Origin of the sequence: Streptomyces sp. NPDC048352, assembly GCF_040651895.1 — a bacterium.
Lineage (GTDB): Bacteria > Actinomycetota > Actinomycetes > Streptomycetales > Streptomycetaceae > Streptomyces.
Genome location: NZ_JBEZKZ010000008.1, coordinates 33,313 through 59,535, shown reverse-complemented (window position 1 = coordinate 59,535; position 26,223 = coordinate 33,313). Strand labels below are relative to the sequence as shown.

At 71.3% G+C, this 26,223-nt stretch carries 24 protein-coding genes and 1 tRNA gene; 12 read left to right on the top strand and 13 right to left on the bottom strand.

Translation table 11 applies throughout. The features are described from left to right. Positions 1 to 6: 6 nt before the first annotated feature. The gene (locus AB0D45_RS06995) at positions 7 to 1,170 is read right to left on the bottom strand and encodes a lipase family protein (RefSeq protein WP_362455691.1); all 1,164 of its coding nucleotides are present in this window, start codon (positions 1,168 to 1,170) and stop codon (positions 7 to 9) included. A 206-nt stretch (positions 1,171 to 1,376) separates the two neighbouring features. Then, positions 1,377 to 2,387, bottom strand: coding sequence for an AraC family transcriptional regulator (locus tag AB0D45_RS06990; RefSeq protein ID WP_362455689.1), 1,011 nt, complete (start codon positions 2,385 to 2,387; stop codon positions 1,377 to 1,379). A gap of 117 nt (positions 2,388 to 2,504) precedes the next feature. On the opposite strand from AB0D45_RS06990, the gene AB0D45_RS06985 reads away from it, so the two are divergent. Beyond that, on the top strand, positions 2,505 to 4,349 hold the full coding sequence (locus AB0D45_RS06985) for an AMP-dependent synthetase/ligase (RefSeq protein ID WP_362455687.1): 1,845 nt from the start codon (positions 2,505 to 2,507) through the stop codon (positions 4,347 to 4,349). Here the strand turns inward: AB0D45_RS06985 and AB0D45_RS06980 are convergent. Then, positions 4,346 to 5,542, bottom strand: coding sequence for a PLP-dependent aminotransferase family protein (locus AB0D45_RS06980; protein ID WP_362455685.1), 1,197 nt, complete (start codon positions 5,540 to 5,542; stop codon positions 4,346 to 4,348). The two genes, AB0D45_RS06985 and AB0D45_RS06980, sit on opposite strands and share 4 nt — an antisense overlap. A gap of 129 nt (positions 5,543 to 5,671) precedes the next feature. On the opposite strand from AB0D45_RS06980, the gene AB0D45_RS06975 reads away from it, so the two are divergent. Beyond that, positions 5,672 to 6,526, top strand: coding sequence for a hypothetical protein (locus AB0D45_RS06975; RefSeq protein ID WP_362455683.1), 855 nt, complete (start codon positions 5,672 to 5,674; stop codon positions 6,524 to 6,526). Between the two features lie 108 nt (positions 6,527 to 6,634). Here AB0D45_RS06975 and AB0D45_RS06970 read toward each other — a convergent pair whose 3' ends face one another. The 3 genes from AB0D45_RS06970 to AB0D45_RS06960 all read right to left on the bottom strand — a co-directional run bounded on the left by AB0D45_RS06970 (position 6,635) and on the right by AB0D45_RS06960 (position 9,083). After that, positions 6,635 to 6,847: a DUF397 domain-containing protein gene (locus AB0D45_RS06970; protein ID WP_362455681.1), complete on the bottom strand. Its 213-nt coding sequence runs from the start codon at positions 6,845 to 6,847 to the stop codon at positions 6,635 to 6,637. A gap of 257 nt (positions 6,848 to 7,104) precedes the next feature. Next, positions 7,105 to 7,989: a helix-turn-helix transcriptional regulator gene (locus tag AB0D45_RS06965; protein WP_361605039.1), complete on the bottom strand. Its 885-nt coding sequence runs from the start codon at positions 7,987 to 7,989 to the stop codon at positions 7,105 to 7,107. 344 nt (positions 7,990 to 8,333) lie between these two features. Then, a complete protein-coding gene (locus AB0D45_RS06960; protein ID WP_361605036.1) occupies positions 8,334 to 9,083 on the bottom strand; it encodes a GPP34 family phosphoprotein in 750 nt (249 codons plus the stop codon). Positions 9,084 to 9,268: 185 nt separating this feature from the next. Here AB0D45_RS06960 and AB0D45_RS06955 point away from each other — a divergent pair, with 185 nt between their 5' ends. The 5 genes from AB0D45_RS06955 (at position 9,269) to AB0D45_RS06935 (ending at position 15,896) form a co-directional block, all read left to right on the top strand. Further along, a complete protein-coding gene (locus tag AB0D45_RS06955; protein ID WP_362455679.1) occupies positions 9,269 to 12,160 on the top strand; it encodes a hypothetical protein in 2,892 nt (963 codons plus the stop codon). Between the two features lie 425 nt (positions 12,161 to 12,585). After that, positions 12,586 to 14,334 carry an MFS transporter gene (locus tag AB0D45_RS06950; RefSeq protein ID WP_362455809.1) on the top strand — a complete coding sequence of 583 codons (1,749 nt, stop codon included), beginning with the start codon at positions 12,586 to 12,588 and terminating at the stop codon, positions 14,332 to 14,334. Between the two features lie 113 nt (positions 14,335 to 14,447). Further along, complete coding sequence (locus tag AB0D45_RS06945; protein ID WP_361605992.1) at positions 14,448 to 14,651, top strand: hypothetical protein; 204 nt, start codon at positions 14,448 to 14,450, stop codon at positions 14,649 to 14,651. Positions 14,652 to 14,764: 113 nt separating this feature from the next. Further along, complete coding sequence (locus tag AB0D45_RS06940) at positions 14,765 to 15,409, top strand: hypothetical protein (RefSeq protein ID WP_362455677.1); 645 nt, start codon at positions 14,765 to 14,767, stop codon at positions 15,407 to 15,409. A gap of 172 nt (positions 15,410 to 15,581) precedes the next feature. Further along, positions 15,582 to 15,896: a deoxyxylulose-5-phosphate synthase gene (locus tag AB0D45_RS06935; protein ID WP_362455675.1), complete on the top strand. Its 315-nt coding sequence runs from the start codon at positions 15,582 to 15,584 to the stop codon at positions 15,894 to 15,896. A 98-nt stretch (positions 15,897 to 15,994) separates the two neighbouring features. On the opposite strand, the gene AB0D45_RS06930 is transcribed toward AB0D45_RS06935, so the two are convergent. Then, positions 15,995 to 16,070, bottom strand: a tRNA-Arg gene (locus AB0D45_RS06930). A gap of 435 nt (positions 16,071 to 16,505) precedes the next feature. Here AB0D45_RS06930 and AB0D45_RS06925 point away from each other — a divergent pair. Both AB0D45_RS06925 and AB0D45_RS06920 read left to right on the top strand, forming a co-directional pair. Next, positions 16,506 to 17,171 (top strand): hypothetical protein, encoded by a 666-nt coding sequence (locus tag AB0D45_RS06925; RefSeq protein ID WP_362455673.1) that lies wholly within the window; start codon positions 16,506 to 16,508, stop codon positions 17,169 to 17,171. A 70-nt stretch (positions 17,172 to 17,241) separates the two neighbouring features. After that, complete coding sequence (locus tag AB0D45_RS06920; RefSeq protein WP_362455671.1) at positions 17,242 to 18,330, top strand: XRE family transcriptional regulator; 1,089 nt, start codon at positions 17,242 to 17,244, stop codon at positions 18,328 to 18,330. A gap of 78 nt (positions 18,331 to 18,408) precedes the next feature. On the opposite strand, the gene AB0D45_RS06915 is transcribed toward AB0D45_RS06920, so the two are convergent. The 4 genes from AB0D45_RS06915 to AB0D45_RS06900 form a co-directional block, all read right to left on the bottom strand. Then, the gene (locus AB0D45_RS06915; protein ID WP_362455670.1) at positions 18,409 to 19,881 is read right to left on the bottom strand and encodes a hypothetical protein; all 1,473 of its coding nucleotides are present in this window, start codon (positions 19,879 to 19,881) and stop codon (positions 18,409 to 18,411) included. Further along, positions 19,874 to 20,812 (bottom strand): hypothetical protein, encoded by a 939-nt coding sequence (locus AB0D45_RS06910; protein ID WP_362455668.1) that lies wholly within the window; start codon positions 20,810 to 20,812, stop codon positions 19,874 to 19,876. Before AB0D45_RS06910 ends, AB0D45_RS06915 begins: the two co-directional genes overlap by 8 nt. 209 nt (positions 20,813 to 21,021) lie before the next feature. Further along, entirely contained in the window at positions 21,022 to 21,648 is a 627-nt protein-coding gene (locus tag AB0D45_RS06905; protein ID WP_362455666.1) for a hypothetical protein, read from the bottom strand. 318 nt (positions 21,649 to 21,966) lie between these two features. Further along, complete coding sequence (locus AB0D45_RS06900; protein WP_362455665.1) at positions 21,967 to 22,515, bottom strand: hypothetical protein; 549 nt, start codon at positions 22,513 to 22,515, stop codon at positions 21,967 to 21,969. 300 nt (positions 22,516 to 22,815) lie between these two features. Between AB0D45_RS06900 and AB0D45_RS06895 the strand changes: the two genes are divergently transcribed. The 3 genes from AB0D45_RS06895 to AB0D45_RS06885 all read left to right on the top strand — a co-directional run bounded on the left by AB0D45_RS06895 (position 22,816) and on the right by AB0D45_RS06885 (position 24,288). Then, complete coding sequence (locus tag AB0D45_RS06895; protein WP_362455663.1) at positions 22,816 to 23,244, top strand: helix-turn-helix transcriptional regulator; 429 nt, start codon at positions 22,816 to 22,818, stop codon at positions 23,242 to 23,244. Positions 23,245 to 23,634: 390 nt separating this feature from the next. After that, entirely contained in the window at positions 23,635 to 23,763 is a 129-nt protein-coding gene (locus tag AB0D45_RS06890) for a hypothetical protein (protein ID WP_362455662.1), read from the top strand. A 393-nt stretch (positions 23,764 to 24,156) separates the two neighbouring features. After that, a complete protein-coding gene (locus tag AB0D45_RS06885; RefSeq protein WP_362455661.1) occupies positions 24,157 to 24,288 on the top strand; it encodes a hypothetical protein in 132 nt (43 codons plus the stop codon). A gap of 41 nt (positions 24,289 to 24,329) precedes the next feature. Here the strand turns inward: AB0D45_RS06885 and AB0D45_RS06880 are convergent, their stop codons facing one another. Both AB0D45_RS06880 and AB0D45_RS06875 read right to left on the bottom strand, forming a co-directional pair. Further along, positions 24,330 to 25,673 (bottom strand): hypothetical protein, encoded by a 1,344-nt coding sequence (locus AB0D45_RS06880; protein ID WP_362455659.1) that lies wholly within the window; start codon positions 25,671 to 25,673, stop codon positions 24,330 to 24,332. A gap of 19 nt (positions 25,674 to 25,692) precedes the next feature. Further along, positions 25,693 to 26,223, bottom strand: a complete 531-nt coding sequence (locus tag AB0D45_RS06875; RefSeq protein ID WP_362455658.1) for an NUDIX domain-containing protein — start codon at positions 26,221 to 26,223, stop codon at positions 25,693 to 25,695.

Genomic DNA, 26,223 nt, shown 5'->3' with positions numbered 1-26,223 from the left:
TACCGCTTAGCAGTCGGGGCGGGTGGCGCGGCCCGCGAAGCGGTCCGCCATCCAGGCACCGACCGCCAGGGAGTGCGTGATGACACCGCTGACGTGCTCGCCGAGCACGATGGTGTCGAACTGGACGTCCGCGCCCCGCGCGCACCACTCGGAGCGCAGCTGCCGCCCGACCGCGTACGGGATCAGCTCGTCCCCGAGCGCGTGGTACTGGAGCACCGGCGCGGCCGGGGCGGTGCGGCCCAGCCGGCTCTGGTTCAGCCGGGCCTGCCAGTCGGGCTGCGCGAGCGGGTCGCGGGTGGTGAGGTCGGAGATCCGCTTGAAGGAGCCGGCGATGGCGTCGATCGCCACGCAGTTCTCCTTCATCCCGCCCACGAGCGCGCGGCCCGCCGGGTTGAGGTACGTGTCGAGCTCCAGCTCCGGGAAGGCCGCGTCCTGCCCGGCCGCCGCCATGAAGACGAGGCCGGAGCCGAAGGAGCCGTTGTTGGCGGCGGCCACCTTCAGCAGGTCGGCGGGGACGCCGCCCGTCGCCGTTCCCTTGACCTTCAGCTCCGGCGCGTACGAGCCCTGCAGCTCGGCGGCCCAGCCGGCGGCCTGGCCGCCCTGCGAGTAGCCCATGATGCCGACGGGCGTGTCCGCCGGCAGGCCGGCCTCGGGGAGGCGGATCGCGGCGCGGGCGGCGTCGAGCATCGCGTGGCCCGCCGACGGGCCGACGGTGTAGGTGTGGAGGCCGGGGGTGCCGAGGCCCTCGTAGTCGGTGACGACCACGGCCCAGCCGCGCTGGGTGTACTGCTGGATGAGGTTGGCCTCCATGGCGGTGCCGTTCGGGAGGTTGTTGCTCGGGGCGCAGGAGTCGCCGAGCCCGACCGTGCCGACGGCGTAGGTGATGAGCGGGCGCGGTCCGGTGCGGCCGTCCTGCGGGACGATGACGGTGCCCGAGACGACGTTCGGGGCGCCGTCGGCGGCGGTGGAGCGGTAGTGCACCTTCCAGGCCTTGGTACCGGTGGGCTGGCCGGGCAGCGGGTGGAAGGCGGAGGGGGCGCTGCTGACGAGATCGCCGGGACGGCCGGCGGCGGCGGCCGTGTCGGCACCGGCGGCGGGGACCTGCGCCGAGAAGACCAGGGCGGTGGTCGCGGCCACGGCGGCCAGGGCGGTGCTGCTGCGCAAACGCATGGGCGGTACTCCCAACGTGCGTAAGGGTGGGGGCGGGTGAGGCGAAGGTACTGACCGACCGGTCGGCACGTCGCTGACCGGACAGCTCACCTTTCCTGACCGGGCCTCCCACCCCGCCCGGGACGCGCCGCGCCCCCGCCCGGGGCTACCGGCGGGGGAGGGCGAAGCCGTGGTCGGCACGCCGCCCCGGCCGGAGCGCCCGCGCGCTACCCGCCGGAGGCCATGCGGTACGCGCCCGGCGTCGTGCCCGTCCAGCGGCGGAACGCGCGGTGGAAGGCGGTGTCCTCCGAGAACCCCAGCCGGGCGGCGAGTTCCGCGATCGGCTCCCCGCTCTCGGCCAGCCCCGCGATCGCCGCGTCCCGCCGCACCTGGTCCTTGAGCTGCTGGAAGGAGGTCCCCTCCTGCTGGAGGCGGCGCCGCAGCGTCGCCGGGGAGACCGCCAGGCGCGCGGCCACCTCCCCGAGCTCCGGCAGCCGCGGCGAGCCGCGCAGCCGCCGCGTAAGGGTCCGGCGTACCTGCTCCGCGACCGTCGTCCCGTACTCGGGCCGCGCCAGCAGGTCGAAGGGGGCCCGGCGCAGCATCGCGTCCAGCGCGGCCTCGTCCCGTACCAGCGGCGCGGTCAGCCAGCGCGCGTCGAAGACGGCCTCCGTCCGCTCGGCCCCGAAGCGGACCGGGCAGCCGAAGAGGGTGTCGTACTCGTCCCGGTGCGGCGGCGGCGGATAGGCGAAGCGGGCCTGCGCCAAGGGGATCCGCCGCCCGACGAGCCAGCTGCCCAGCCGGTGCCAGATCGCGAGCACGCACTCGCTGAGGAAGCGCTCCTCGTCCCCGTCGAAGGTGCTGCGCACGGTGAACCGCGCCTGCCCGCCCCCGGTCTCCAGGGCCAGCTCCGGCCCGCCCGGGAACAGCCCGTAGAACGCGGCGGCCCGCTCCACGGCCGCGCCGAAGTCCCGGCAGCCCAGGCAGGCGTGGCACATCATCGCGAACGTGCCCGGGCGGCTCGGGAGGGCGGACAGCCCGAGGAACTCGTCCTGCGTGGTCCGGTACAGGGCCCGGAAGAGCCGCGCGAACTGCGCGGGCGTGATCCGTGCCCGGTCGTCGCCGAGCAGCAGGGGCGGGATCTGCGCCTCCTGGAGCAGCGGCACCAGGTCGCAGCCGGCGCGCCGCGCCCCCGCGAGCACGGCGCGCACGTGGTGCACGGTGATCGTCCGCCTCCCCATGGCTTCGACGGTAGCCCCAATGAGCGCCGGGGTCAGCGGGGGTGACGCTTCCGGTCATGCCGGGCGGGGCCGCGGGTGCCCACCATCGGGGGGTCACCTATGCCGGGAGGGCGCGCGATGGACGGTCGGCCGAGGACGCTGGCGGTGTTCACCCAGTGGACCGAGGAGAGGTACGGCAACGGCACGGCGCTCCGCTTCCGCCCGCCGGACGGCGGCGACGGCTGGACGACCCGTACGTACGCCGAACTCGGCGCGGCCGTACGCGAGGCCGGGCGGACGCTGCTCGGAATGGGCGTCGCGGCGGGCGAGCGGGTGGCGGTGCTCGCGGAGACCCGGCCCGAGTGGACCTGCACCCACTTCGGGATCCTCGCGGCGGGCGCGGTCCTGGTGCCGGTGTACCCGACGGCGGGGGAGGAGGAGCTGGCCTGGGTGCTGTCCGACTCGCAGGCGGTGGTGGCCGTCTGCGAGGACGCCGCCCAGGCGGCCCGGGTGGAAGCGCTGCGGCCGAAGCTGCCGGCGCTGCGGGAGGTCGTACGGATGGACGCGCCGGGCGGAGTGGGCCGGCTGGACGGACCGGGCAGGCCGGGTGGGCCGGGCGGCGGGGCCGACGTGCCGGACGGGTCGGGCGGCGGGGACCGGAGGGATGCGGCGGGAGCGCCGGGCCGGCCGCCGCGGGCCTCGGAGTCCGAACTGGCCGCCCGGGCCGCCTCGGTGACCCCCGACGCGGACGCCGCGATCGTCTACACCTCGGGCACCACGGGCCCGCCCAAGGGCTGCCGGCTGACGCACGGCAACCTCGGCGCCGTCCAGGACGCCACCCTCCCGCTGGTCCGGGGCGGGCCGGGCGACTCGACGTACCTGTACCTGCCGCTGGCGCACCTGCTGGCGCAGCTGATCCAGTTCACCACCCTGCTGGAGGGCGGGGAGCTGTGCTACTTCGGCGGCCGGGTGGAGGACGTGGTGGCCGAGCTGGCCGAGGCCCGGCCCACGCACCTGCCGTCGGTCCCCCGTCTGTTCGAGAAGGTCCACGCGGTGGTGCTCGGCCTGGCGGAGGGCCAGGAGGGGGGCCGGGAGCGCTTCGAGGAGGCGGTCCGGCTGGGCGTGCGCGCGGCCGACGGCGCCCTGCCCGAGGAGCTGCGCCCGGCGTGGGAGGCGGCGGAGGAGTCGCTCTGCTCCCCGGTCCGGGCCGCCTTCGGGGGCCGGCTGAAGTGGGCCCTGACCGGCGGGGCGCCGATCGCCCCCGCCACCCTGGACTTCCTGCGCGCCTGCGGGATCCGGGTGTTCGAGGGCTACGGGATGACCGAGTCCGGCGGGGTCATCAGCCTCAACCACCCGGCCGCCGTCCGGTACGGCACGGTGGGCCGCCCGGTGGCGGGCTGCGAGGTGCGGATCGCCCCGGACGGGGAGGTGCTCGCCCGGGGCCCGATGGTCTTCCCCGGCTACCACGCGAACCCCGCGGCGACGGCCGGGGTCCTGGACGCGGACGGCTGGCTGCACACCGGCGACCTGGGCGCACTCGACGGCGACGGCTTCCTGACCATCACCGGCCGCAAGAAGGAGCTGATCATCACCTCGGCCGGGAAGAACATCACCCCGACCGAGGTGGAGTTCGCCGTCCAGGCCGCCTCCCGCTTCGTCTCCCGCGCGGTCCTGATCGGCGACCGCCGCCCCCACCCGGTGGCCCTGATCACCCTGGACACCGCCGAGGTCGCCGCGTGGGCGGCCCGCCGGTCCCTCGACCTCGGGCCCGCCCCGGCTGCGCACCCGGCCGTACGGGCCCTGGTGGCGGAGGCCGTCGCCGCGGCCAACGCCACCGTCTCCCGCCCGGCCCGCATCCGCGCCTTCCGGGTCCTGGACGAGGAACTCTCGGTCGGCGCCGGCACCCTCACCCCGACCCTGAAACTGCGCCGCGCGGAGGTGGCCCGCCGCTACGCCGCCGAGATCGAGGAGCTCTACGGCTAGGCCAGCGCCCGCCGGAGCCGCTCCAGGCCCTCGGTGATCTCCTGCGGGGTGTGCGTGGTGAAGGACAGCCGCAGCGTGCGCGGGTCCGGGGTGCCCGTGAAGAAGGGGGCCCCGGGCACGTAGGCCACGTCGTGCGCGACGGCGGACTTCAGCAGCGCGCCCGCGTCGTACCCGTCGGGGAGCCGGGCCCACACGAACATGCCGCCCTCGGGGCGGTTCCACTCCGAGCCCGGCGGGAGCGCCCCGCCGAGTCCCGCCAGCAGGGCGTCGCGGCGGGTGCGGTAGGCCTCCCGGACCCGGGCGACGTGGGCGTCGAGGTCGTGGGCGCCGAGGTAGTGGGCGGCGGCCAGCTGGTCCACCGTCGAGGTGTGCAGGTCCGCCGCCTGCTTGGCGACCACCGCCGCGCGGCGCAGCGCGGCGGGGGCGCGCAGCCAGCCCAGGCGCAGACCCGGGGCCATGACCTTGGAGAAGCTGCCGAGCAGGGCCGTGCGGTCCTCGGCGCCCGGGTGCGCGGCGATCCAGGGCTGGTGGGCGCCCTCGTAGCGGAGGTCGCCGTACGGGTCGTCCTCCACCAGCCACAGCCCGAGCCGCGCGGCGACACGGGCCACCTCGGCCCGCCGCCGGGCCGGCAGGGTGCGCCCGGTCGGGTTCTGGAAGGTGGGGATGGTGTAGAGCAGCTTCGGCCGCTCCCGGGCGGTGATCTCGGCGAGGGCGTCGGGGAGCAGGCCGTGCCCGTCGCAGGGGACGGGCAGGACGCGGGCGCCGGCCAGCCCGAAGCACTGGAGGGCCGCCAGGTAGGTGGGGTTCTCGACGAGCACCGTGTCGCCGGGCTCCAGGAGGGTGGCGGCGAGCAGGGTGAGCCCCTGCTGGGAGCCGGTGGTGACCAGCACGTCGTCCGCCGAGGTGGCCAGGCCCCGCGCGGCGGCCCGGGCGGCGACGGCCGCGCGCAGCTCGGGGACGCCGTCGGTGGTGGAGTACTGGAGGGCCCGGGCGGCTCCGGCGCCGGTCAGGGCGGTGTCGTACGCCGCCCGCAGGCCCTCGGTGTCGAAGAGTTCCGGGGCGGGCAGGCCCCCGGCGAAGGAGATCACCCCGGGGCGTTCGGTGAGCGCCAGGATCTCCCGTACGGGCGAGCTGCCGACGGCGCTCGCGCGGGAGGCGAAGGGGGGCAGGGCGGCGACGGTGCTCGCGGGCATGGGGCGGCTCCTCCGGTGGCGGGTGGGGCGCAGCCTAGCGGGGAAAGGTGCAGAGGGCACCTACCCGTCCGCGGGCTGAACACCGCCCGCCCTCTCCACAACTGACGCCGCATCAGGTAGACGGGAGGCATGACGAGAGACGAGCGGGAACCACAGGACACCCGGGCCGGGGACTACGCGGAACTGGCGGCCGTCGGCCCGTACGGGGTCCGCCCCGGCCACGCCCTGATCACCATGGTGGAGCCGCACCCGGGGCACGAGTACGCGTACAACCGCTGGTACGAGGACGACCACTACTACGCGGGCGCCATGGCCATGCCCTGGATGTACGCCGGCCGCCGCTGGGTGGCCACCCGCGAGCTCCGGGAACTGCGCTACCCCGAGAAGTCGGCGGTCGCCCAGCCCGTCACCGCCGGGTGCTACCTGTCGACGTACTGGGTGACCGAGGGCCGCTACGACGAGCACATGAAGTGGACCGTCGGCATCAACAAGCGGCTGAACCGGGACGGCCGCGTCTACCAGGACCGCACGCACGTCTTCACGGCCTTCCAGGACCACGAGGCCACGGTCTACCGGGACGGGGCCGCGGGCCCCCGGGACTACCACGCGCTCGACCACCCGTACGCCGGGCTCGTGCTCCAGGTCGTCGACGCCGACGGGCCGGAGCGGCGGGCGGAACTGCTGGAACGGCTGCGCTCGCGGGTCCTGCCGGGGCGGCTCCAGGGCTCCCCGGCCGCCCTGGTGACCGTCTTCCGGCCGACCCCGCTGCCCGGCGACCGGATGACCTACGTCAAGCAGGTCGAGGGGGTCGACAGCCGGCTCACGCTGCTGTGGTTCCTCGAGGCCGACCCGCGCACCTGCTGGGACCGGTTCCAGGGGCTGGACACGGAGGTCGCGGAGTCGGGCCTGGGGCGGGTGGAGCTGGTGGCGCCGTTCGTTCCGACCGTGCCGGGGACCGACCGGTACGTGGACCAGCTGCGCTGAGGCGCGCCGGGCACGGCCGAGCCCTCTCGGCCAGGACGGCGGGCCGGTCGAGAGGGCTCCGTACGGGGTGCTCGGGGTGATCGTGGTGCCGAGCGCGACGGGTGACGTTCAGGCGAGGTGCTCCAGTCCGCCGTCGACGACACCGGTGACGAAGGAGGTCCAGGAACCCGGCGCGAAGGAGAGGGACGGACCGTCCTGCACCTTCGAGTCGCGGACGGCGATGGCCTCCGTGACGGGGGACTTGACTTCGACGCAGGCCCCGTTTCCGCCGGAGTAGGAGGACTTGGTCCAGTTTTCCGTGCCGCCCTGACGAATAGCCATGTTCTTCTCCGGTTCAGCGAGTAGTTCCGGTTGCGCGTCGGCCGGGGATTTTCCCGACCGACGTGATCGACGCTACCGGCAGCACTCGAAGACCGAAGGAGGCATTCACTCGACCGGGTGGCATATTCCATTCAGGCCTTCTGTGGCCGGGGATCGACGGTGTACCGTGCTGGCCCCTCTTCCACTTCCGTCCTCTTCCTCCCGTTGCGCCCGTTCCTCCGGCGGTGGGGGGACGGTCTGTTCCCGGTCGGTCCAGGTCAGTTCGCCTTGCCCGCGTAGTGGTCGATGATCCCGGAGATGAACTGCCTGGTCTGGTCGACGTTGAGGGCCTGGGCGCGCAGGTGCTCGTACATCACGCTGTATTTCTGGACGTCGTTGGCCTTCTCCAGGTACAAATCGCTCGTGACGCCCTCGATGTAGACGACGGTCGAGTCCGAGGCGTCCGGGAATTCCAGAATGGCGTACTGCCCGTTGACCCCCGGATGGGCACCCATCGTGAAGGGCATCACCTGCACCGTGATGTACGGCTGCTGCGACTGCTCTATCAAGTACTCCAGCTGCCGGATCATCACCTGCGGATCGCCCACGTGCCGGCGCAGCGCCGCCTCGTCGATCACCGCCCACAGGCGCAGCGGACCCACGTCCGGATTGTTGTTGTCCGTCTCGGACAACCGTTTCTGGCGGTGCATGCGGACCTGGACGCGCTTCTCCACGTCCGCCGGAGCCGTCTCCGGCAGCGCGCCGCGGATCAGGGCCTGGGCGTACTCGGGGGTCTGGAGCAGGCCGGGCACCATCTGCGGCTCGTAGGTGCGCAGGCTCGCCGCGTCGGTCTCCAGGCCGATGTAGACGCTGTACGGGATGTCGCCGAAGGCGTGCCACCAGCCCTGCTGGCGGGAGTCCTTGGCCATCTGCATGAGGGAGTCCACCAGGCGGGGGTCCTCGACCTCGTACACCTCGCACAGGTCGCGGACGTCGCGCTGGCTGATGGACCGGCGGCCGTTCTCCAGACGGCTGATCTTGGACTGGGAGACGAGGAGGCGCTCGGCGACCTGTTCGGCCGTCATGCCCTTGTCCTCACGGAGCTTGCGCAACTCCATGCCCAGTCGGCGGCGTCGGACGGTGGGATTGACATTGGACGCCACGTGGACGGCACCTCCGCCTTCTTCTGTAGCTGTCTCGCTGAGTGTCTGGTGTTCAGCAGACTGCCACCGAAGGGTGCGACGGCGCTGGGGAACGCGGGAAAGCGGCGCGCGGGGTGGCGAAGCCGTATCTTCGGCCTCGCCACCCCGCGCGGGCGGCTCCGGGACCGGGTCCTGGGGGACGGCCGGTCGCGGTGTCGGTGGATCTGTGGATCCGCGGATCCGTTGGATCGGTTGGATCGGTGACCCGCTGGCGGATCAAGGGGTGTCGCGGGTCGTGCGGGTCGTGCGGGTCGTGCCGGTGCCTGTACCGGCGCCGGTGACTGTGCCGGCGCCCGTGCCTGCGCTCAGTGCGCGGCCACGCGGGCCATCGCACCCGTCCGGCGCGGCTGCAGCGGAACACCCGCGGCCGCCGTGGCCCGGACGGCCGGTTGCGGCTGCGGCTGGACGGCCCGGTCGCGGCGCGGCTGTGCGGCCACACCGTTCTGGACGTCCATCACCGCGTGCGCGACGAGACCGCCCATCGGGTCGTGCCGGATCAGGTCCCGCAGCCGGGACCTGGACGACCGCCCCTCGTTGCCGGGGTACAGGTGCTTGCCGAGTCCGACCGCGTGGGCCAGTGCGGCGAGCGCCGCGGTCCGCGGGTCCGGCGGTACGCCGGTGCGGATCGCACTGTCCAGCCGGGCACGGATCTCCCGGCTGATCGCCGTGTCGGTCGCCTGGTAGCGAGTCGTCGGCAGCACCCCGCACATCTGTCCCGCGACGGCATGGACCATGCCGCAGCGCTCCAGATGAGCGAGGTAAATCTGGCGGAGCCCCAGGCGGGGTCCGCCGATCCAGTGGACGGCCCGTACCGGGCTGCCGCGCCTGCGCAGCAGTTCCAGTGCGGAGTCCAGAGTCGGATCTCCTGTCGGCCGTGGCATCACCACGGCGATACGATCCCCGTCAGGGGCTATCCGTCCTGCCAGAGCCAGCTCCACTAGCTGTGCCCCGGCCAGGCCGAGGTCGAGCGACTGCGGCTGCGCCGTGGTACCCGTGGCCGGGTCCAAAGCGAGCAGCAGAAGCTCCTCCGGAATTGTTCTGCGGCTCCTGCCCATCCATGCCTCCCCGCGTGGATGAGTGACAGGGTGACGCCTCTCACATTCATCTGTCGAGAGCGCCTGGATGCTTTGTGGGGGAACCAGTAGCTATGTCGTTCTCGTCTAGCACGTGGGCGATGCCCCCTAGACGGGACACTGTTAGACGGTTCGGACAGTGACCGGACAGCGATCGAGGAGGAACGGTGGCGGGCGAGTCCCCCGACAAGTCGGTAGATGAAGGAGCGTCCGGGGAGCAGGACCCGAGGCTGTCGGTCTTCCAGCCGCGCGACCCCCTGAAGGAGGCCGTGGCGGCCTGGGTCGCCACGGCCGAAGAGGACGCGGAGCCGGAGCCGGAGCCCGCCCGGGGGGACGGCGGGACCCCGAAGGCGGCCGTGGTCCGCCAGGCCCAGGCCCCGGAGCCGGAGTCCGCTCCGGCGGACGGGACGGGTACCGGCGAGCCGGCCGCCGACGCCGAGGAGCCGGGTTCCGCTTCGGCGGAGGCGGAGAAGGCGCCGGGCGAGGCCGGTTCCGGTTCCGGTTCCGGGAAGCCGTCGGGGGAGTCGCGTACGAAGGCTGCCGACGGGGAGCGGACGGCCGTGTTCCGTGCCGTGAAGCCGGGTTCCGCTTCGGCGGACGCGGAGAAGGCGCCGGGCGAGGCCGGTTCCGGTTCCGGGAAGCCGTCCGCGGAGGCGGAGGAGCCGTCCGAGAAGCCCTCCGAGAAGCCCTCCGAGAAGCCGTCGGGGAAGCCCTCCGAGAAGCCGTCCGGGGACGTACGCACCACCGCGTTCGGGGTGGTGACCACGGACCCCGCTCCCGAGGCGGACGAGCCCGCCCGCGCCGACGAGCGCACCGCGGTCTTCCGTACGGTCAAGCCCGGCTCCGCCCCGGTGAAGCCCGCCGCCGGCGATGAGCGCACGGCCGCCTTCCGTGCCGTCAAGCCGGGTTCCGCTTCTGATTCCGCTTCCGATGCCGAGAAGGACTCGGGGAAGGACCGTTCCGGCCCGGCTGCTGCGGACCCGCGTGCGGCGAAGCCCGGTTCCGGTTCGGCGGATGCCGAGAAGGCGGCTGCGTCCTCCAAGGGTTCCGGTTCGGCTGCTGCCGATGCGAAGAAGAGCGGCCCGGCCGGTGCGGACCCGCGTGCGGCGAAGCCTGCCGCCGACAGTGAGCGTACGGCCGTGTTCCGTGCGGTGAAGCCGGGTTCCGCTTCGACGGATGCCGAGAAGCCGGCCGCGTCCTCCAAGGGTTCGGGTTCGGCTGCCGCCGAGGCGGAGAAGGGCGGCCCGGCCGATGCGGACCCGCGTGCGGCGAAGCCTGCCGCCGACGGTGAGCGTACGGCCGTGTTCCGTGCGGTGAAGCCCGGTTCCGCTTCGACGGACGCCGAGAAGCCCGCCAAGCCGTCGGGTGACTCCGAGACCGACAGCGAGCGCACCGCCGTCTTCCGCGCCGTGAAGCCGGGCCCCGCTCCGGCGGACGCGGACAAGGCGCGGGGTGCCGAGCCGACGGGCGGCAAGCCGGCGGGCGGCAAGCCGTCGGCGGACAAGGCCTCCGGGGACGCGCGTACCACCGCCTTCGGCGTCGTCAAGCCGGACGCGGGCGCCAAGGACGCCGCCAAGAAGCCCGCCACGCCCCCGGCGGCGCCGCCCGCGGCCGGGAAGCCCGGCAGTGAGAGCGACCGCCGCGTCAGCACCTTCGTACCGCTGCGCGGCGAAGACGCGCCCGCCCCCGCCGCCAAGCCGGCGGTGAAGCCCACCCCGCCGGCCGCCCCGCCCCGCCTGGACCCCAGCGAGCGGACCACCCAGCAGCCGCTGCCCCCCAGGCCGCCGCTGGACATGCTGGCGGACCTCACCAACAACCCGCCCCCGCCGCCCAGCCCGATGCGGACCGCCATCCGGCGGGTCAAGATCTACGCGCCGATCGTGCTGCTCCTGGCCCTCGTGCTCGCCGTCGTCCAGCTGGTGCGCCCGCTGCCGGCGCCGAAGCTCAAGCTGACCGCGAAGTCCACGTACAGCTTCGAGGGCGGGGCGCCCAGCCTGCCCTGGCCCACCGAGGGCCAGGCCTCCATGGCCGCCGCCGGCCTCGGCACGATCGGCAGCTCCGGCGAGCAGAAGCCGGTGCCGATCGCCAGTGTCACGAAGTCGATGACGGCGTACATCATCCTGCGCGACCACCCCTTCAAGAAGGGGGAGAAGGGCGCGATGATCGACGTAGACAAGACCGCCGAGACCGAGGGCCAGAAGGACAAGTCGGACAACGAGTCCACCCTCAACACGGTCCACGAGGGCGACAAGATCTCTGAATACGACGCGATCGCCGCCCTGATGATCCCCTCGGCCAACAACATCGCCCGGCTGCTCGCGCGCTGGGACTCCGGTTCCCAGGAGGCGTTCGTCAAGAAGATGAACGACACCGCCAAGGAACTCGGCATGACGAACACCACCTACACCGACCCCTCGGGCCTGGACGCGACCACGGTCAGCACCGCCGAGGACCAGGTGAAGCTGGGGCTGAAGATCGTCGAGATCCCGGCGCTGGTGGACATCACCCGTATGCCCAGCTGGACCGACCAGACCGGCAAGACCTGGCCGAACTGGAACCGCCTGGTTCCGTTCAACGACTCCCTCGGGATCAAGACCGGTACGACGACCAAGGCCGGCGGAAACCTCCTCTTCGCGGCCCAGAAGAAGGTCGGCGACACCAACCAGCTGCTGGTCGGCGCGGTCCTCGGCCAGCACAAGCCGCCGATCATCGACAGCGTGATCGCCGCGAGCAAGCAGCTGCTGGTCGCCACGCAGAAGGAGATCCAGGGCGCGCCCGTCGTGAAGAAGGGGCAGGTCGTGGGCTACGTGGACGACGGGCTCGGCGGTCACACGCCGGTCGTCGCCACCGCCGACGTCCAGGCGGTCGGCTGGCCCTCGCTCACCGTGGACATCAAGCTGGGCGACGGCGGCACCGCGATTCCGGAGTCGGCGAAGGCCGGGACCGAGGTCGGGGTGCTGACGGTCGGCGACGGCGCCAGCCAGGTGAAGGTGCCGGTGGCGCTCCAGCGGGAGCTGGAGACCCCGGGCTTCGGCAGCAAGCTGACCCGGATCGGCTGACTCCGAGCGGCGTGGCGCCCCGGGCGACCCCGGGGCGCCGCGCCGCGTCCAGGGAGTCGAGACGGGAGAGGGCGTCGTTCGTGAGCACAGCCGAGCAGCAACACGGTCCACCCGCGCAGCCGGGCCGCGGGCGCGGGCCGGACTCCGCACGCCCGGCCGCGTCCTCCGCACACCCGCCCGCGGCCTCCGCGCAGCCGCCCGCCGACTCCGCGCAGCCGGAGCCGGGCCAGCGCCCCGGCCCGACCCCGACCCCGGCGCCCGGGCAGCCGGAGTCGGCGCAGTCGCAGCCCGGGCAGTCCCCCGGAGGGCCGACACCCGCGGCGGCCACCCCGACCACATCCGGCACCGCGACCACATCCGGCACCGCGACCACATCCGGCACCCCGGCCACATCCGCCACCCCGGCCGCGCCGACCCCACCCGGCATCCGTTCCGCGCTCGCCCGGGCGCACCGGCACCCGGTGCTGGTGGCCACCGCCACGGCGGCCGTCCTGCACGTCGTCTGGTTCTTCTGCTTCGCCAACAGCGGCGGCGACCTCGCCGCGCAGGACGCCTGGGCGGAGTTCGTCGGCCGCCACCCCGACACGGCGTACAACCTCGCCTGGTACGGGGGCATGCACCCCGTCTCGTACAGCGTCGTGTCGCCGTACGTCATGCACGTGCTCGGCGTCCGGACGACCATGATGCTCGCCGGAACCGCCTCGGCCGGGCTCCTCGCGCTGATCCTCACCCGCTGCCGCGGGGCGGTCCGGCGCCCCCTGTGGCCGGCCCTCGCCGGGGTCTACGGGCTCCTCTGCAACGCCCTCTCCGGCCGCGTCACCTTCGGCCTCGGCACGCTCTTCGCGCTCGGGGCCGTCGCCGCCGTCTTCTGCTGGCCCCGCGCGTGGGCCCGGCGCCGCTGGGCCAAGGCCGCCGTCGCGGCGCCGCTGGCCGGGCTGGCGACCGCCGCGAGCCCGGTGGCGGGGCTCTTCCTCGGGGTGATCGCCGCCGCGCTGTTCCTGAGCCGGCGGCGTCCGGGCGCCTACGCCCTCGGGCTGGCCCCGGCGGCGGTCGTGGGGCTGTCGGCCTGGCTGTTCCCCTTCTCCGGGACGCAGCCGATGAAGCCCCTCTCGGCCGCGCTGCCCTTCGCCGCCGGACTGGCCGTCGCCCTCCTCGTGCCGAAGGCGTGGAAGACGGTCCGGATCGCGGCCGCCGTCTACACCTTCGGGGTGTTCCTGACCTGGGCGGTCGACTCCCAGGTCGGTTCGAACGTCACCCGCCTCGTCATGCTCTTCGGCGGCGCGGTGCTGCTCGCCGCCCTCCCGTACGCGGCCGCGCGCACCCGGCGCCGGCGCGCGCTGCTGCTCGCCTTCGCGGGGGTGACCGCCTGGATCACCACCAACAGCGTCACCGACATCGTCCGCACCACCCCGGTGGCCGCCTGGAACCGCGAGCTGGCCCCGCTGGTCGACCAGCTGGGCAAGGCCGGGGCGGACAGGGGCCGGGTGGAGGTGGTCCCCGCCAGCAGCCACCGGGAGTCCTCCGCCTTCCCCTCGTACGTCAACCTCGCGCGCGGCTGGAACCGGCAGGCCGACCTCGAGCGCAACCCGCTGTTCTACGACGACACCCTCACCGCCGAGAGCTACCGGGCCTGGCTGGAGCGCTGGGCCGTGCACTACGTGGTGCTGCCCGCCGACCACCCCGACTCGGGCGGGGAGGCCGAGGCGCAGCTCGTGCGCGCGGGGCTCCCGTACCTGCACGAGGTGTGGGGCGACCAGAACTGGCGGCTGTACCGGGTGGACGCTCCCACGGACCTGGTGACCGGTCCCGCCCGGGTGCTGCGGGCGGGCGCGGACCAGCTGGTCATCGACGTGTCGGCGCCCGGCCGGGTGCTGGTGCGGATCCCGCACTCGCCGTGGCTGGGGCTGGTCGACGGCGAGGGCAAGGCGGTGGAGCCCCCGCAGGAGACCCCCCTGTCGAAGGCGCGGAGCGCGGTCGGCACGGGGGGCGTGAAGGAGTACGCGAACACCTCCGGATGCCTCTTCAAGGCGGCCCCGGACGCCGCCGGGGACGTCTGGACCGAGCTGCTGGCGCCGGCGCCGGGCGCGTACCGCGTCGCGGCGAAGTACCAGCTCCCGCGCGGCACGCCCTGCCCGGAGGAGCTGCTCGACCGGACCCCGGGCCCGGCATCCTGACCTCCCCCTCCCCACCGGAAAGCTTTACGTACTGGTCCGGGTGCATCCCTCCCCATATATGCATACGATCCCAGTAGTCCGATTGGCTGCTTCCTGAGGGAGTTGACGACGGGATGAGCAAAGAGCAGAAGCAGGACGTCCAGACGGTGATCGCGAAGGCGACGGAAGGGGTCCAGCCGCCGCGGACGCAGGGCCACGGCTTCGACGGCCCGGTCCGCAGCAAGGTGAAGGGCGGAGCCCACACCAAGGCGGAGCTCAAGCGCGCCGGCACCCCCCAGGGCGACCGCATCGGCGAACGCAGCCGAGGCCTCAGCTGACGCCGGCCCCCCGTCACGCCGCACGCCGCCCTCCCGCCACCCCGGGAGGGCTTCCCACACCCGAAGCCCCCCGACCATGCGACCCTGGGACCTCGTCGACCACGGGGGAGTGCATGTCCGTCCTGATGCGCGCGCCGAGGGAGAGCGGCTCGTGGTTCTGGGACCTCGACGACGTCACCGAGCCCGGACTGGAACCGGCGCTGGCGACGGCGGCACGGATCTCCGCCGTGCTGTCCTCGCACGGACTGCTCACCCCGCAAGGCCTGGAATGGAGCTGGTTCGAGGTCGGCAGGGGCGGGCTGGGCATCGACAGCGGGCTGAGCCTCCTCGGCAGGTCCCTCGGCGACCCCGGACTCGCGGAGGACATCCGGGGCTGCCGGCCGGTGGGGCGTCCGCGCGCGGAGATGACGGGCTTCACCGTCGTCGGCCCGGGGACCTGGTACGACGCGGCAGGCGCCGCCCGCAAGGAGAGCCGCCTGGTCGAGCTGCTGGTGTCGCCCGACTCCATCGGCCCCTTCGCGATGCTGTCGGTGCACCACGACGTCTGGGCCACCTGCGACTTCCGCGGCACCCCCCACCCCGGCGTTCACGCCCGCAACGCACCCCGCCTCGCGGCGGCGCTACGGGAACTGAACACGCTGCTGGGCGTCGAGGCGGAGCCCGGGGAGCCCACCTACTTCGGCAGGGCCACGGCGCACGGGCTGAAGGACGCGGAACTCCTGGACGGCCGCGGCCCCGACCTCACGGACCTGATGTAGCCGCCCGCGCCCCGGGCTGGTCTCTCCGACGTTGGGCCGGCCTGGCACCGAACGACGGTACGACGCGGCCACGGGGGGGGCTCGGAAGAGTGCGCCGAGCCCCTGGGCTCCGCGACCTCGTGCCGGGAAAAACCCATGGCGGCCCGGAGGCCCGCCCGCGGATAGTGGCCGGATGCCCCACCGCTCCGCGTACGTATGCCTCTCCTGCCGGCTCTCCTTCAAGCACTCCCGGCAGCGGACGTACCACTGCCCGAAGTGCCGCCGGGCGCTGCTCCTCGCCGGCGACGCCTTCGAGGCGCCGCCGCGACGGGACCGGGACGCCTGGAGGGTCGTCGCGGTCCTGCTCCACGCCGGCCTGGACTTCCGCCAGTCCTGCTGCGGCTGCGGCCCCGGCTACCGCCCCAGAACCCTGCGCGAGGTAAGAGCACGCCTCGCCTCCGCCGAACGCACGGCCACCCCGGTATCCCGCGCCCTCGCCACCCCGTAGACGAAGCGAACACCCCGCGGACCGGGTGCTGAGGCGACGACGGCGCCAGTGGGCGCAGCCAAACGGCCCGGAGCGTGATCGCTCCGGGCCGTTGTCCCTGGTGCCCCCGGCAGGATTCGAACCTGCGACACCCGCTTTAGGAGAGCGGTGCTCTATCCCCTGAGCTACGAAGGCGGGGGCTTGACGGAAACCGTGCGGAAAACCCCAGTGGGGTTCGCCACCTGCGGCGAGTCAAACGCCCTGGTCAGCTGGCACACCCGCACGGTGGGCGAGATGCCCGAATGGACATTTTCTCCCGCACGTGCCGAGTAGCCGACTGACCGCAGACAGCCTAGCGGATCGTGCTCCGCGGATGCGCCCCCATAAGCCATAGCGCTTCCATGGGAGCAGCAGAGGGCCGCTGACCTGCGGTGGGACTGCTAGGGCGCGCGGCGGGCCGGCCCCAGTGGCCAGCGGCGCGGCCCACTCGGATGTCCGTTCCGTCCCGCGGGGCGTCACGCCGGGGCTGCGTCCGTGCGGCATATAGCCTCCGAGGGGTGCTTCTTATAATTTCAGGACCACGTTTGCGGTAAGGTCCTTATAAGAGCACCGTCTACTGCCGGAGGTTCCATGGTTCCGCCCCTCGTTGCGCCCGTACCTGAACCGAGCGACTACGAGGCCCGGTTGACTGACCTGGGTACGAAGCTGGAGTACCTCCATCCGGCGCTCTACGCGGGTGAGGTGGCGCGACGGTCGGCCACCCCCAACCATCCGGCGAACACGGCCGGCACACGGGCTTACCAGGAGCACGTCCGGATCCTGCGCGAGGAGCACATCCGCCACGCCGGATGGAAACGGCTCATCCATGACCACCTGGAGCTCGTCTCCAATCCGGCCGGGACTCTTGCGATCGGGGTGATGGTCGGTGATGCGGCCACGGGTCACGCGTGGTTGCAGCCGAGGAACCTGCACAAGCGGGGGGCCGCGACGGCCCGTGCCGCCGAGGGGAACAGCGTCCAACTGCAACTGTTCTCGGCGTCCCCGGGACCCGATGAGGCCCGGTTGGGCGCCGAGGAGGCGGCGACTCTGCAGAAGTGGTTCCTCGTCTCGTACCGGGTCCAGGCCGGGGACGTCATGAAGATCTACTGCGAGCTTTCCCTGCCTGAGAAGCTCGAGCGGGGGTTCGTCGTGAAGTGGCGACGCCGCATCCCACTGCCCGTCCTCGAGATGGACGGAATCGAACCTTTGGACGAAGATGGACCTGGCGAGATCGACATCCCGATCGATTTCCGCTGAGGCCCGTAGGGTGGGGTGACGGAGAACCGCCGCCCCACCACGCACCACCGATCACTGAGGCAGCCCCACCATGGTGACCCCGTCCCGCATCACGCTGGCCCGCAAGCGCCGGGGGATGACGCTCGCCGAGCTCTCCGAACAGGCGGGTGTCTCGTTGCAGAGCCTGTCCAACTATGAGACGGGCCGCACCGCCCCTCGCCGCACCACCACAGCGCGTATCGCGAAGGCCCTGGACTTCCCGGAATCCTTCTTCGAAGGGGCCGAACTGGACGAGCTTCCGCCGGAAGGTATTTCCTGGCGTGCGCGGAGCAAGACCTCGGCGCGGACCCTGGACGCCGCCCGCTCGGCCGGCACTCTGGGCGCGCTGCTCTATGACTGGATCGACGAGCGTTTCCGCCTCCCGGCAGCGGACATTCCCACACTGAGCAAGCCGGACCCGGAGACCGCGGCCGGCATGGTCCGTACCCGCTGGGACCTGGGCGTCGCGCCCGCACCCAACATGGTGCACCTGCTCGAAGCGCACGGGGTCCGGGTCTTCTCCCTCGCTCCCGACTACGCGGAAGTGGATGCTTTCGCCGTTTGGCGCAACGGCACCCCGTTCGTCTTCCTCAACACGATGAAATCGGTGGAGCGCGGCCGTTTCGACGCGGCACACGAGCTCGGCCACCTTGTGATGCACGGGAGCGACAAGGAGTGCTCGGGACCTGAGGCCGAGCGCCAGGCCAACGACTTCGCGAGCGCGTTTTTGATGCCGGCGTCGAGCGTCCTCGGCCACATGCCGTCCGGCGCCCACGTCGACCAGATCATCCAGGCCAAGAGCATCTGGAAGGTCTCCGCGATGGCGCTCACCTACCGCATGCACGACCTGGGGCTGCTCACCGACTGGCAGTACCGGTCTGCGTGCACCGAGCTGAGCAAGCGCGGCTACCGGAAGGACGAGCCGCAGGGCATGAAGAAGCGGGAGACCTCTCAGGTGCTGACCAAGGTCTTCCAAGGACTCAGGGCCAACGGCGTAAAGCCCGCCGCTGTCGCCGCCGAGCTCGGCCTGACCGTGGACGAGATGAACAAGATGCTTTTCGGCCTGACCATCACGATGGTCGAAGGCGGCGGCGAGCAGACGGACCGCGAGCCGCGGCGTGCGCTGTCCTTGGTCAACTGACAGCACGAGGAACAGAGAAAGGCACCGGCCGCTGCCCTGCAGGGCAGCGGCCGGCGTATAGCCGAGCGTGGGCGCGGATCAGGCAAGCGCCGGGACCTTCATGGCGTTGCTGCAGCGTTCCCGGTGGATCTGGTGGCTGGTGGCGTTCTGGGACAGTGCGAAGCCGAGAACGAAGATCTTCTGGCGTTCGATGCCGTACGCGACCATCCGCCGGTTCCACAGACTCTGGTCGAACTGGGCGTGGACGGACTCGGAGTCGGCTCGGTACGGATAGACACGCTGGTGGGCCAAGGTCGACTGGGGGATCTGCTGAAGCAACTCGGCCCGGTGGAATCCGCGCTCGCTGTCGCTCTTGACGCGCTTGCCGGTGCCGATGGCACGCAGGACGCGGTCGTCCGGTGTGGTCGTGATGCCTACGGGAACGCGATACGTGTGATCTCCATACCGGCAAGGAACGCGCAGCACGTGGTACCAGCGACTCTTGCTGATTCCGAGGCGGTGCTCCAGCTTGGAGATCGGGACCGGGGCCAGGATGCGCGTACCGTCGTCGAGCGAGACGCTCTCCGCGATCCGCCCGTCACTGCACCACAGCTCGTGCCCGCTGCGGCAGACCTTGAGGTGCTCGTAGAACACGGGCTTGACCGAGCCGTGCTGCTTGTTGATCGCCAGCAGCCCGTAGCGTGCCAGCGTGTCGCGATGGACCCCGCGCAAAGCCCCGTCGTAGACGATGCCCATGCAGTCAGGCAAGACATCCTTGAGCAGAACGAACTGCCGGACCGCCACAGCAGCCTCGTCCTCGTACTCACCGCCGGCTACATGGGCGAAGGAGAGGATCACGCGGTTCCAGTATCCGTCCGACCTTCCTGACGCGAAGAACCACTTGCTGCCTCGGACCTGCCGCTTCTGCTTCTCGCCGTTCTCGTAGTAGGTACGGGCAGCGGGATCGACGCGATGACTGCGCGCCTTGCCCGAATCGTCGATGGTCTCCGGCTTCCTGGACTTCGAGATGGCCCGGGGGACGGTGGCGTCGCCCACCAGGAGCTGGCGGCGCTCCGGCCGACTCCAGACCTTGGGAGCGTCCGAGGGGAACAGGCCTTGCTCCAGCGCTTGGCGAGCCGCGTGGGTCCGGAACGCTTCCTCCAGCAGGTCGCTGCTCGGGACCAGAAGCTTGTCCACGGCGTCCTGGTACTGATTCCGGGAGGGCGGAGAGAGAGGCAGTGCGGCCGCGGCCCTGCGGCCGAGATGACGGCGTACGTGAGCACGGACGCTGCGCCATTCCTGAGGTGACGTGAGGAATCCGACGGCTGCACGCTTCGACTTCGCCACCGGCGTCAGGGCGGTCAGGAGCATGTACACGATCGCCGGATACTCGCGAGGACAGCCCACGTTCGAGGGTGGCGGAAGCAGTTCGGCCAGCTCGTACAACAGGGGATAGTTGAGGCAGTCCCGCACCCGGTCGGGCATGGCGCGCTGGTCTTTGTCGCCGAGCTGGCGCTTGCGGTTGGGGCGATCATTCTCGGGCAACGGTGCGCCGAAGATGTCATCAGGCACGGGGCACCATCCCATCGGTGTAGGCCGGGTCGCAGCGCCAGTCGTGTCCGATGATCGCGGCCGCTCGGTCGAGGGAGCGCAGGCCGATGCTGCGGGCGGCCTCCTCGATACGTCCGGTGGCCTGGAAGGCGGCTGCTGCGGCGGTGGCAGTGATGGAGGCCGGCTTGACGTCGGGTTCGCCGTCGAGCCCGATCCTGCGCAGGAGATCCTTGAGCGCCACGCAGGCTCGGGCTTGAAGGGCGGCGTCCGACGAGGGGCGACTCGAGACCGCCAGCCGTGCCGACTTGGGGTCTGGATGCTCTGCGCTGACGTGCCGTGCCCGCTCGGCCAGGACATGGCGACCCCACCCGTCCAGTCGGCACCAACGAGGGTCGTACTTGCCGGAGCCGTGCATCCACACCTTCCTGTGCGACAGATCGAGGTCTCCCACGACGATGTGGCCGATCTCCCCGCTGTGCCCGCCGGCGAGGGCCAGAGCTGCCGCTGCGGCGTGCCGTGTGGGGCGGGTCGTGAAGGAGGCGTGGTGCCGCAACTCCACCATCTCGTCCTCGGTCAGGGCTCGGACGCCGTCGTGCGTACGAGCAGGCAGCACGATGTCCCTGGCCGGGTCCTGATCGCTCAGTCCGATTTCGCGCAGCGTCCGGAAGGCGGCACGAACGACGCTGCGCCGCAGCAGCCGGGTCGCGACGGCGGCATCCGATACGTCGCCGTGCCGGCTGTGTCCCTTGGCGTTGACAAAGTCCTCGATGAGGGCAGGGGTGACGTCTCCAATCAACAAGGCGCCCCGCACCGTGGCGTACCGGCCGAGCCGGCGGAGCAGGAGGCCGAACTTGTCGTAGGTCTGGTGGGACATCTCGTTGTCTGCAGCCATTTGCTGCCAGACCTGGAGGACACGGTCGATACCGTGCGTGAGGGACAGGTCGGTTCCCACGATGGGCATCCTCCGGTGAGCGGTACAAGGTGGCTCGATCGCGTGGTGCGGTATGACCGCAGGACGAGGCGAACCACTCCCGATGTTCCGTACATGCAACACATTGGGCATGGGTGATCTCCACGGCAACACGGCGAGGGCGAAAGGGTGAGGGGGCGTGACTCACCCGCCCGGTAGTGATTCATTTCCGGGCCGGGTGTGCTCCGCTACTACCGGGGCGGAGAGCTCTCGGTGTGGTCCGGCGTTGACTCCGCCGCTTGCGTCAGCGAGCGGGCGATGGTGCGGTAGGCGTCCATCACCGCGAGGAACTGCTCCCGCGGCAAGGCAGCGATCGCCTCGCTCGTCCCCAGGAAGGGCAACGCCTGCCGGGTGGGAGTCGGCTCCTGCACCGGGGCCATCCGGCCGTGACCGTCCTTCTGGATGACCAGGGCGTACTCGAGCCACTGCACCAGGTGCAGGCCACGCTCGACGCGCCGGCCCACGCCGCGGATCAGGCCCTCGGCTACTGCTGCAGCGTCCTGCGGGCCCGGCTTGAGCAGGCGGAGCGCAGTGACGGTGAACCAGGAGGCGATCCAGAGTTCACGGAGATGGAGGCGGGCTCTGGCCGAGTCCAGGGCGCGCAGCTCGGTCAACCTCAATCCGGCCGGCGTGAGTGCGAATTCCTGACAGCCTGATTCGACGAGCCCGTTCTGCCTGAGGAAGCCATGCGCCTCGGTGATCGTCTTCTCGCTGATTTCCAGGGTGGCACTGATCGTGCGGGCAGGGACCCGTGCCCCGTCACCGTGCCCGAGGCGCGCGGTGGCATCGAGCAGTTCGAGCTGCCGGCGAGCGCTCATGGCCCCGGTGGGCAGGATCCGGGGAGGAGTGGACCCGCCGGAGCTCCTACGGCTCAACGGTCGCCTCCGGAGGCGCCGGGGAAACGGACATCGGAGGCTGCCGAATGGGCAGCATGGTGCATTAATGCACAAAAAGTCATGGCGGGGCCCTCAGCTTGATCAAAGAAGTCTTGCTGGTCTTTTGCGGAGAGCCCATGCGTGATGGAGCCATGCCCTAGCCTGAGGGTGGCGCGTGGGCCCTCAGCTGACGTGTCATCGGCGCCGCCTGGGTCTGGACACCCTGGCGGCGCCTCTACGTCTGCGTGAGAGGTGTGACCTCTACGTATGCGCCTCCGGCGGTAGCAGTTGATAGATGCCTCGGCCGACGGATACGACCCTGTCCTGCTCGCGCATGCCGACCAGGGTCGAGCGGACCGAATTGGCCGGTGTTCCGGGGCGGGCGCCCTGGACATGGGCCGTGATCGATTGAAGGGGTGTGGCTTCCCCACCTGCCAAGGACTCGAGGATCAGCATCCTGACCTTCGGAGCAGTCGGGTCGCTGTTCCGCAAGGCGCCTTCGTCTGTCTCCGGCTCCGGGTTTTCGCGTCCGATGCCGGCCGTCGCGCCGCCCGGCTGGGTGAGGAACTGCTCAACGCTGGCAATGGCCTCGCGCACGGCTGCGAGTCGCTCGGAAGCCACCGTCCGGTCATGCTCCAAGGCCACACACTGCTGCTCGGCGTCGAGAAGGCGCTGGCGTAGTTCGCTCACGCCGTGCTCCGCTTTGGTGTAGGCCTCATCGGCGGCGACCCACCGATCCCGCTCGGTGGCCTCGATCTCACGTAAATGCGCAACGAGGGGGTCCCGTGCGTCGTCTGTCTTGCTACGCATGCTTCGCCTCCCCCTTGAGTGATCCATCCACAAGCTAGCGATCCATGGCGGGTGCCGCAGGGGAATGGGGACACTGGAAGCATTCTTTCTCGCGAGCCCTACCTGAACTTCAACTTAAATGTGTCAAGCCGCAGTTGGGGGGCCTTGTTGCTCCCTGGCCGAGCGCAAGCGTAGATCGCCCAACCTGGCGACACGCGTGCGTCCATCGCGTCCACTTATCCGTGCGTGCGTGCGTTGCCCGCGCGGGGCTGGCCGGCGCGAGACGGCCGCGTGCCTCGAATGTGCCGTACGGAGAGAGGGGTGGACCTCTATGCTGTTCCGTACTTGCAACATCTGGTGGATGCCCTCGATGGGATCCATGACAGGGGAAGGGTCGGTCCCATGGGTACGTGGGATGATCTCGGCATGCCCCGGAGCAGCAACGACAAGCAGCCGCGCGACTACGTCGTGGATGGTGTTTGGCCGCGTGCTGCCCTGGCTGCCGACGCGCCGGTGAGTGCCTACTACGGTCAGTCCCTCTCCCGGAACCTTGAGCGGGCCATGGCGTCGACCGGCCATACGCTGCGCAGCCTGGCGGAAGTCACGGGCTTGACGCACTCGACGATCAGCAGGGTTCTCAACGGCAGGGTCATGCCGGACCTGGGCACGCTAGCGCGTCTGGAGGCGGCCTTCGGTTTTCAGCTGTGGCCCGGGCCGGCTGCTCTCCCCTCGGGGTCGCTGGAGGGCTGACCCCGCCCTTCGTCCGTCGTTCGGACCGCCCCGACGTGCGCCTCTGGCGTGCCGGGTCATTCTTTTTCTGTGACCATGTATGCACCGCTTGCGTGCCGTGAGGTGCACCTCCTGTGCTTCGACAGGCAGCAACGGATAGGCCTTGCTGCATGCTCGCCGCACGCTCTGGTTCTGCCGACGGCTGCGTGCGCGCCGGAGGAGTCGTACTGGGCGGCGGCCCGTCGCCTCACGGCCGGCTTCGATGTGCGCTTCGGTAGGGTGGTCGGCCGATGGGCTGTCCTCTCGCCCGCGGGTGAAGGCTGGGGAAGAGCACGTCTGTTCACGGCGCACGCCGACGGGGCGTACGCCCCCGCTCAGCTGTGGGTGCCGTGGCGCGAAGCCCTCTCCCGGGTGGCGCACCTGGGTATCCCGGAGCTCGAGCAGTTCGTCGAGGGTTACGTGGACGGGTGGATCCCGGACGGCTGGATCACTCTAGGTCCGCACTGCCCGCAGGACTGCGAGGACGACCCGCTGTACTGAGGGCCGCCGCCAAGAGGGAGGCGAGCGCGAGGACGGCGAAGAGTCGCGCCTGGCCTCCGAGGGGTCCCGCCAAGGCGGCCGCGGCCCACGGGGCGAGGGCGGCTGCGATGTGTGCGGGGGCGCCGAGCACGGCGGAGAGGCGGCCGTAGGCGGCGGTGCCCCAGCGGTCCGACACGGCCGTGGCCTGCAGGAGGGTGAGGTTCCCGCGCACGACTCCCGCCGCGACCGAGAGGGCGATCAGGAGGGGCACGGGGCCGGGCACGAAGGCGAGCGCGGCCGTGGTCGCGCCGCCGAGGGCGACCAGGGTGGCCGTTCGGGCGGTGACGGAGGTGCGGGCTGACAGGCCGCCGTAGAGGGTACGGCCGAGTGTCTGGCCCGCTCCGCCGAGCCCCGGTGCCCACGTTGCTTCCGTCGGTGTGGCGCTGCGTCGCGGTGGTCCCCGGCGCCGACTTCGCGGCCCCGCACCACGTCCGCATCTCCTACACGGTGCCCCCGGACCGCCTCGGGGGGCGCTGGCGCGCCTAGCGGCTTTCGTAGGCTCGGGAAGGGGACTGCGTAGGCGCCATTCACGGCCACGGAGTGACTTCGACCTCGCCTACTACGCCGCGGAGCTTCGACAGGTTCTGATGTGGACCTCGGTAGCCGAGTGATTCGAGGACCAGCAGGGACAGGTAGTGCCGGGTAAGCGCCCACGTCTCTGTGACGAGCCCGGGAATCCGGTAGAGCTCTTTCTGGTCCTCTTCGGGATGGACCATGTAGTTGCGGACCTTCGTCACCACGGAGGGGCCGTCCCAGACCTGTCCGGAACGCCTGCACATTTCGTCGGCGAAGGCGGCCACGGCAGGTAGCTGGTTGCGATCTATGGATACCTCGACGTTGATCCCTCGGAGGACCTTTCGCAGCTTCTCGTGGGCTGGCCACAAGCGGGTGTTCTTGTACTCCGCGCGGGTGAGGGTGCCGCTCAGGCAGAGCCTCTGCCACATGGCGTGCTCGAGCCCGGCGGCTCCGATCATCACCCGCTGTTCCACGAAGCCCTGATCACGGATGGCGGTGATTGCGTAGCTGATCTGCAGACGCAGAGACTCCGCGTACATGGGCTGTCCCATGGCCGGGACGAGTCTGTCCAGGAACCTGCCGAGGGCTGCGAGGTCCCACTGGTCCCACCATCCGGAGGACAGCTTTCGGGCCGCATCACAGTGGACGGCTCCCCAGGACTCCCAGACGACTCGACCGTCAGGCCCGAGCCCGACCGGGAGCAGCGGTGCGGTCCAGCGGCCCAGAGAGAAGGACATCCCAAAGTGCAGGGCAGTCAGGACGTGGCCGGCCTCGGCGGCGGTGAACGGCTTTCCGTTCGCACGGCTGATCTCCAACACGTGTGTCATCGCGTAGAGCCGGCTCTTGACGAGTCTGTCCCAGACCTCGGCGTGATCAGGGCGTACGTCCAGAACGATCTTCCAGCCATCGACCTCGTGGGACCAGCGGCCGTGGTGCCAGTACTGGTCCCCGCCCTCCTCCCGGTCGGTCAGGTCATGCTGACCGCGGAGTCGGGGGAGGTTGAACCAATGGGCAACTATGCGAGCCAGGGGCGCCTCGCCGTCGCCGAGAGTGTCGCCGTTGATCCAGCCCTCGTAGAAATCCCGTACCCAAGCGTGTACCTCGGCCTGGCCGTGAGGCCGTTGTAGTCGCAGGGTGGTTGTGTCCTGGGAGGGCGGATGCGAGCCCGGCCTGGGGGTGACGTTCCAGTCGAGGCTGAGCACCGGGGAGCAGCGCAGATTGATCTCACCGGGCAGGTCGGTGTCATCCATCCCACCGATGTCTGCGTGGTGGAGAGCGACTGGCTCGCCGACGTCATTGAAGGGGTAGAAGGGCTTGATCGGTGGCAGTGCTGGGTTCCACGACGAATCGGACACGACTCTCCTCCGGCAAGCTCTAAAGCCACCCGTTAAGTGAGACCTGCGGGCCGTCGCTGAGGTAGGCGAGCAGCGCGCTGCGAGTCGTAGGGACGAATTGGTCCGGCAGGGCGTCGGCCTCTACCCAGCAGACCTGGGAGTGCTTGCGGGGTTCGCGGTTCTCGGGTTCACCTGTCCATTCTTGGGCGGTGAAGACGACAGTGAGGAAGCCGTTGGGGGCTTCGACGCCCCAGGCTCCGTGGATGATGTGGGCGACCTTGAGGGACTCGGGCTTCACGGTGAGGCCGGTCTCCTCGTTGAGCTCACGGACCGCGGTCTCGGTGATGGGCTCGCCCGGTTCGCTCTTGCCGACCGGGAGATCCCACATGCCCTGGGCGAACTTGGCGTTCTCGCTGCGCTGGAGGAGGACGACGCGGTTGGTGGCCTTGTCGTGGACGATGACGGCCGCGACCAGCAGGGTCATCGATTCGAGCGCCGGTTTGAGTGCGGGAGAGCGGTCATCGGTTTGCTGGGCCACGGTGTTCCCTTCGTCGGGCGGGTTGTCGGGCAT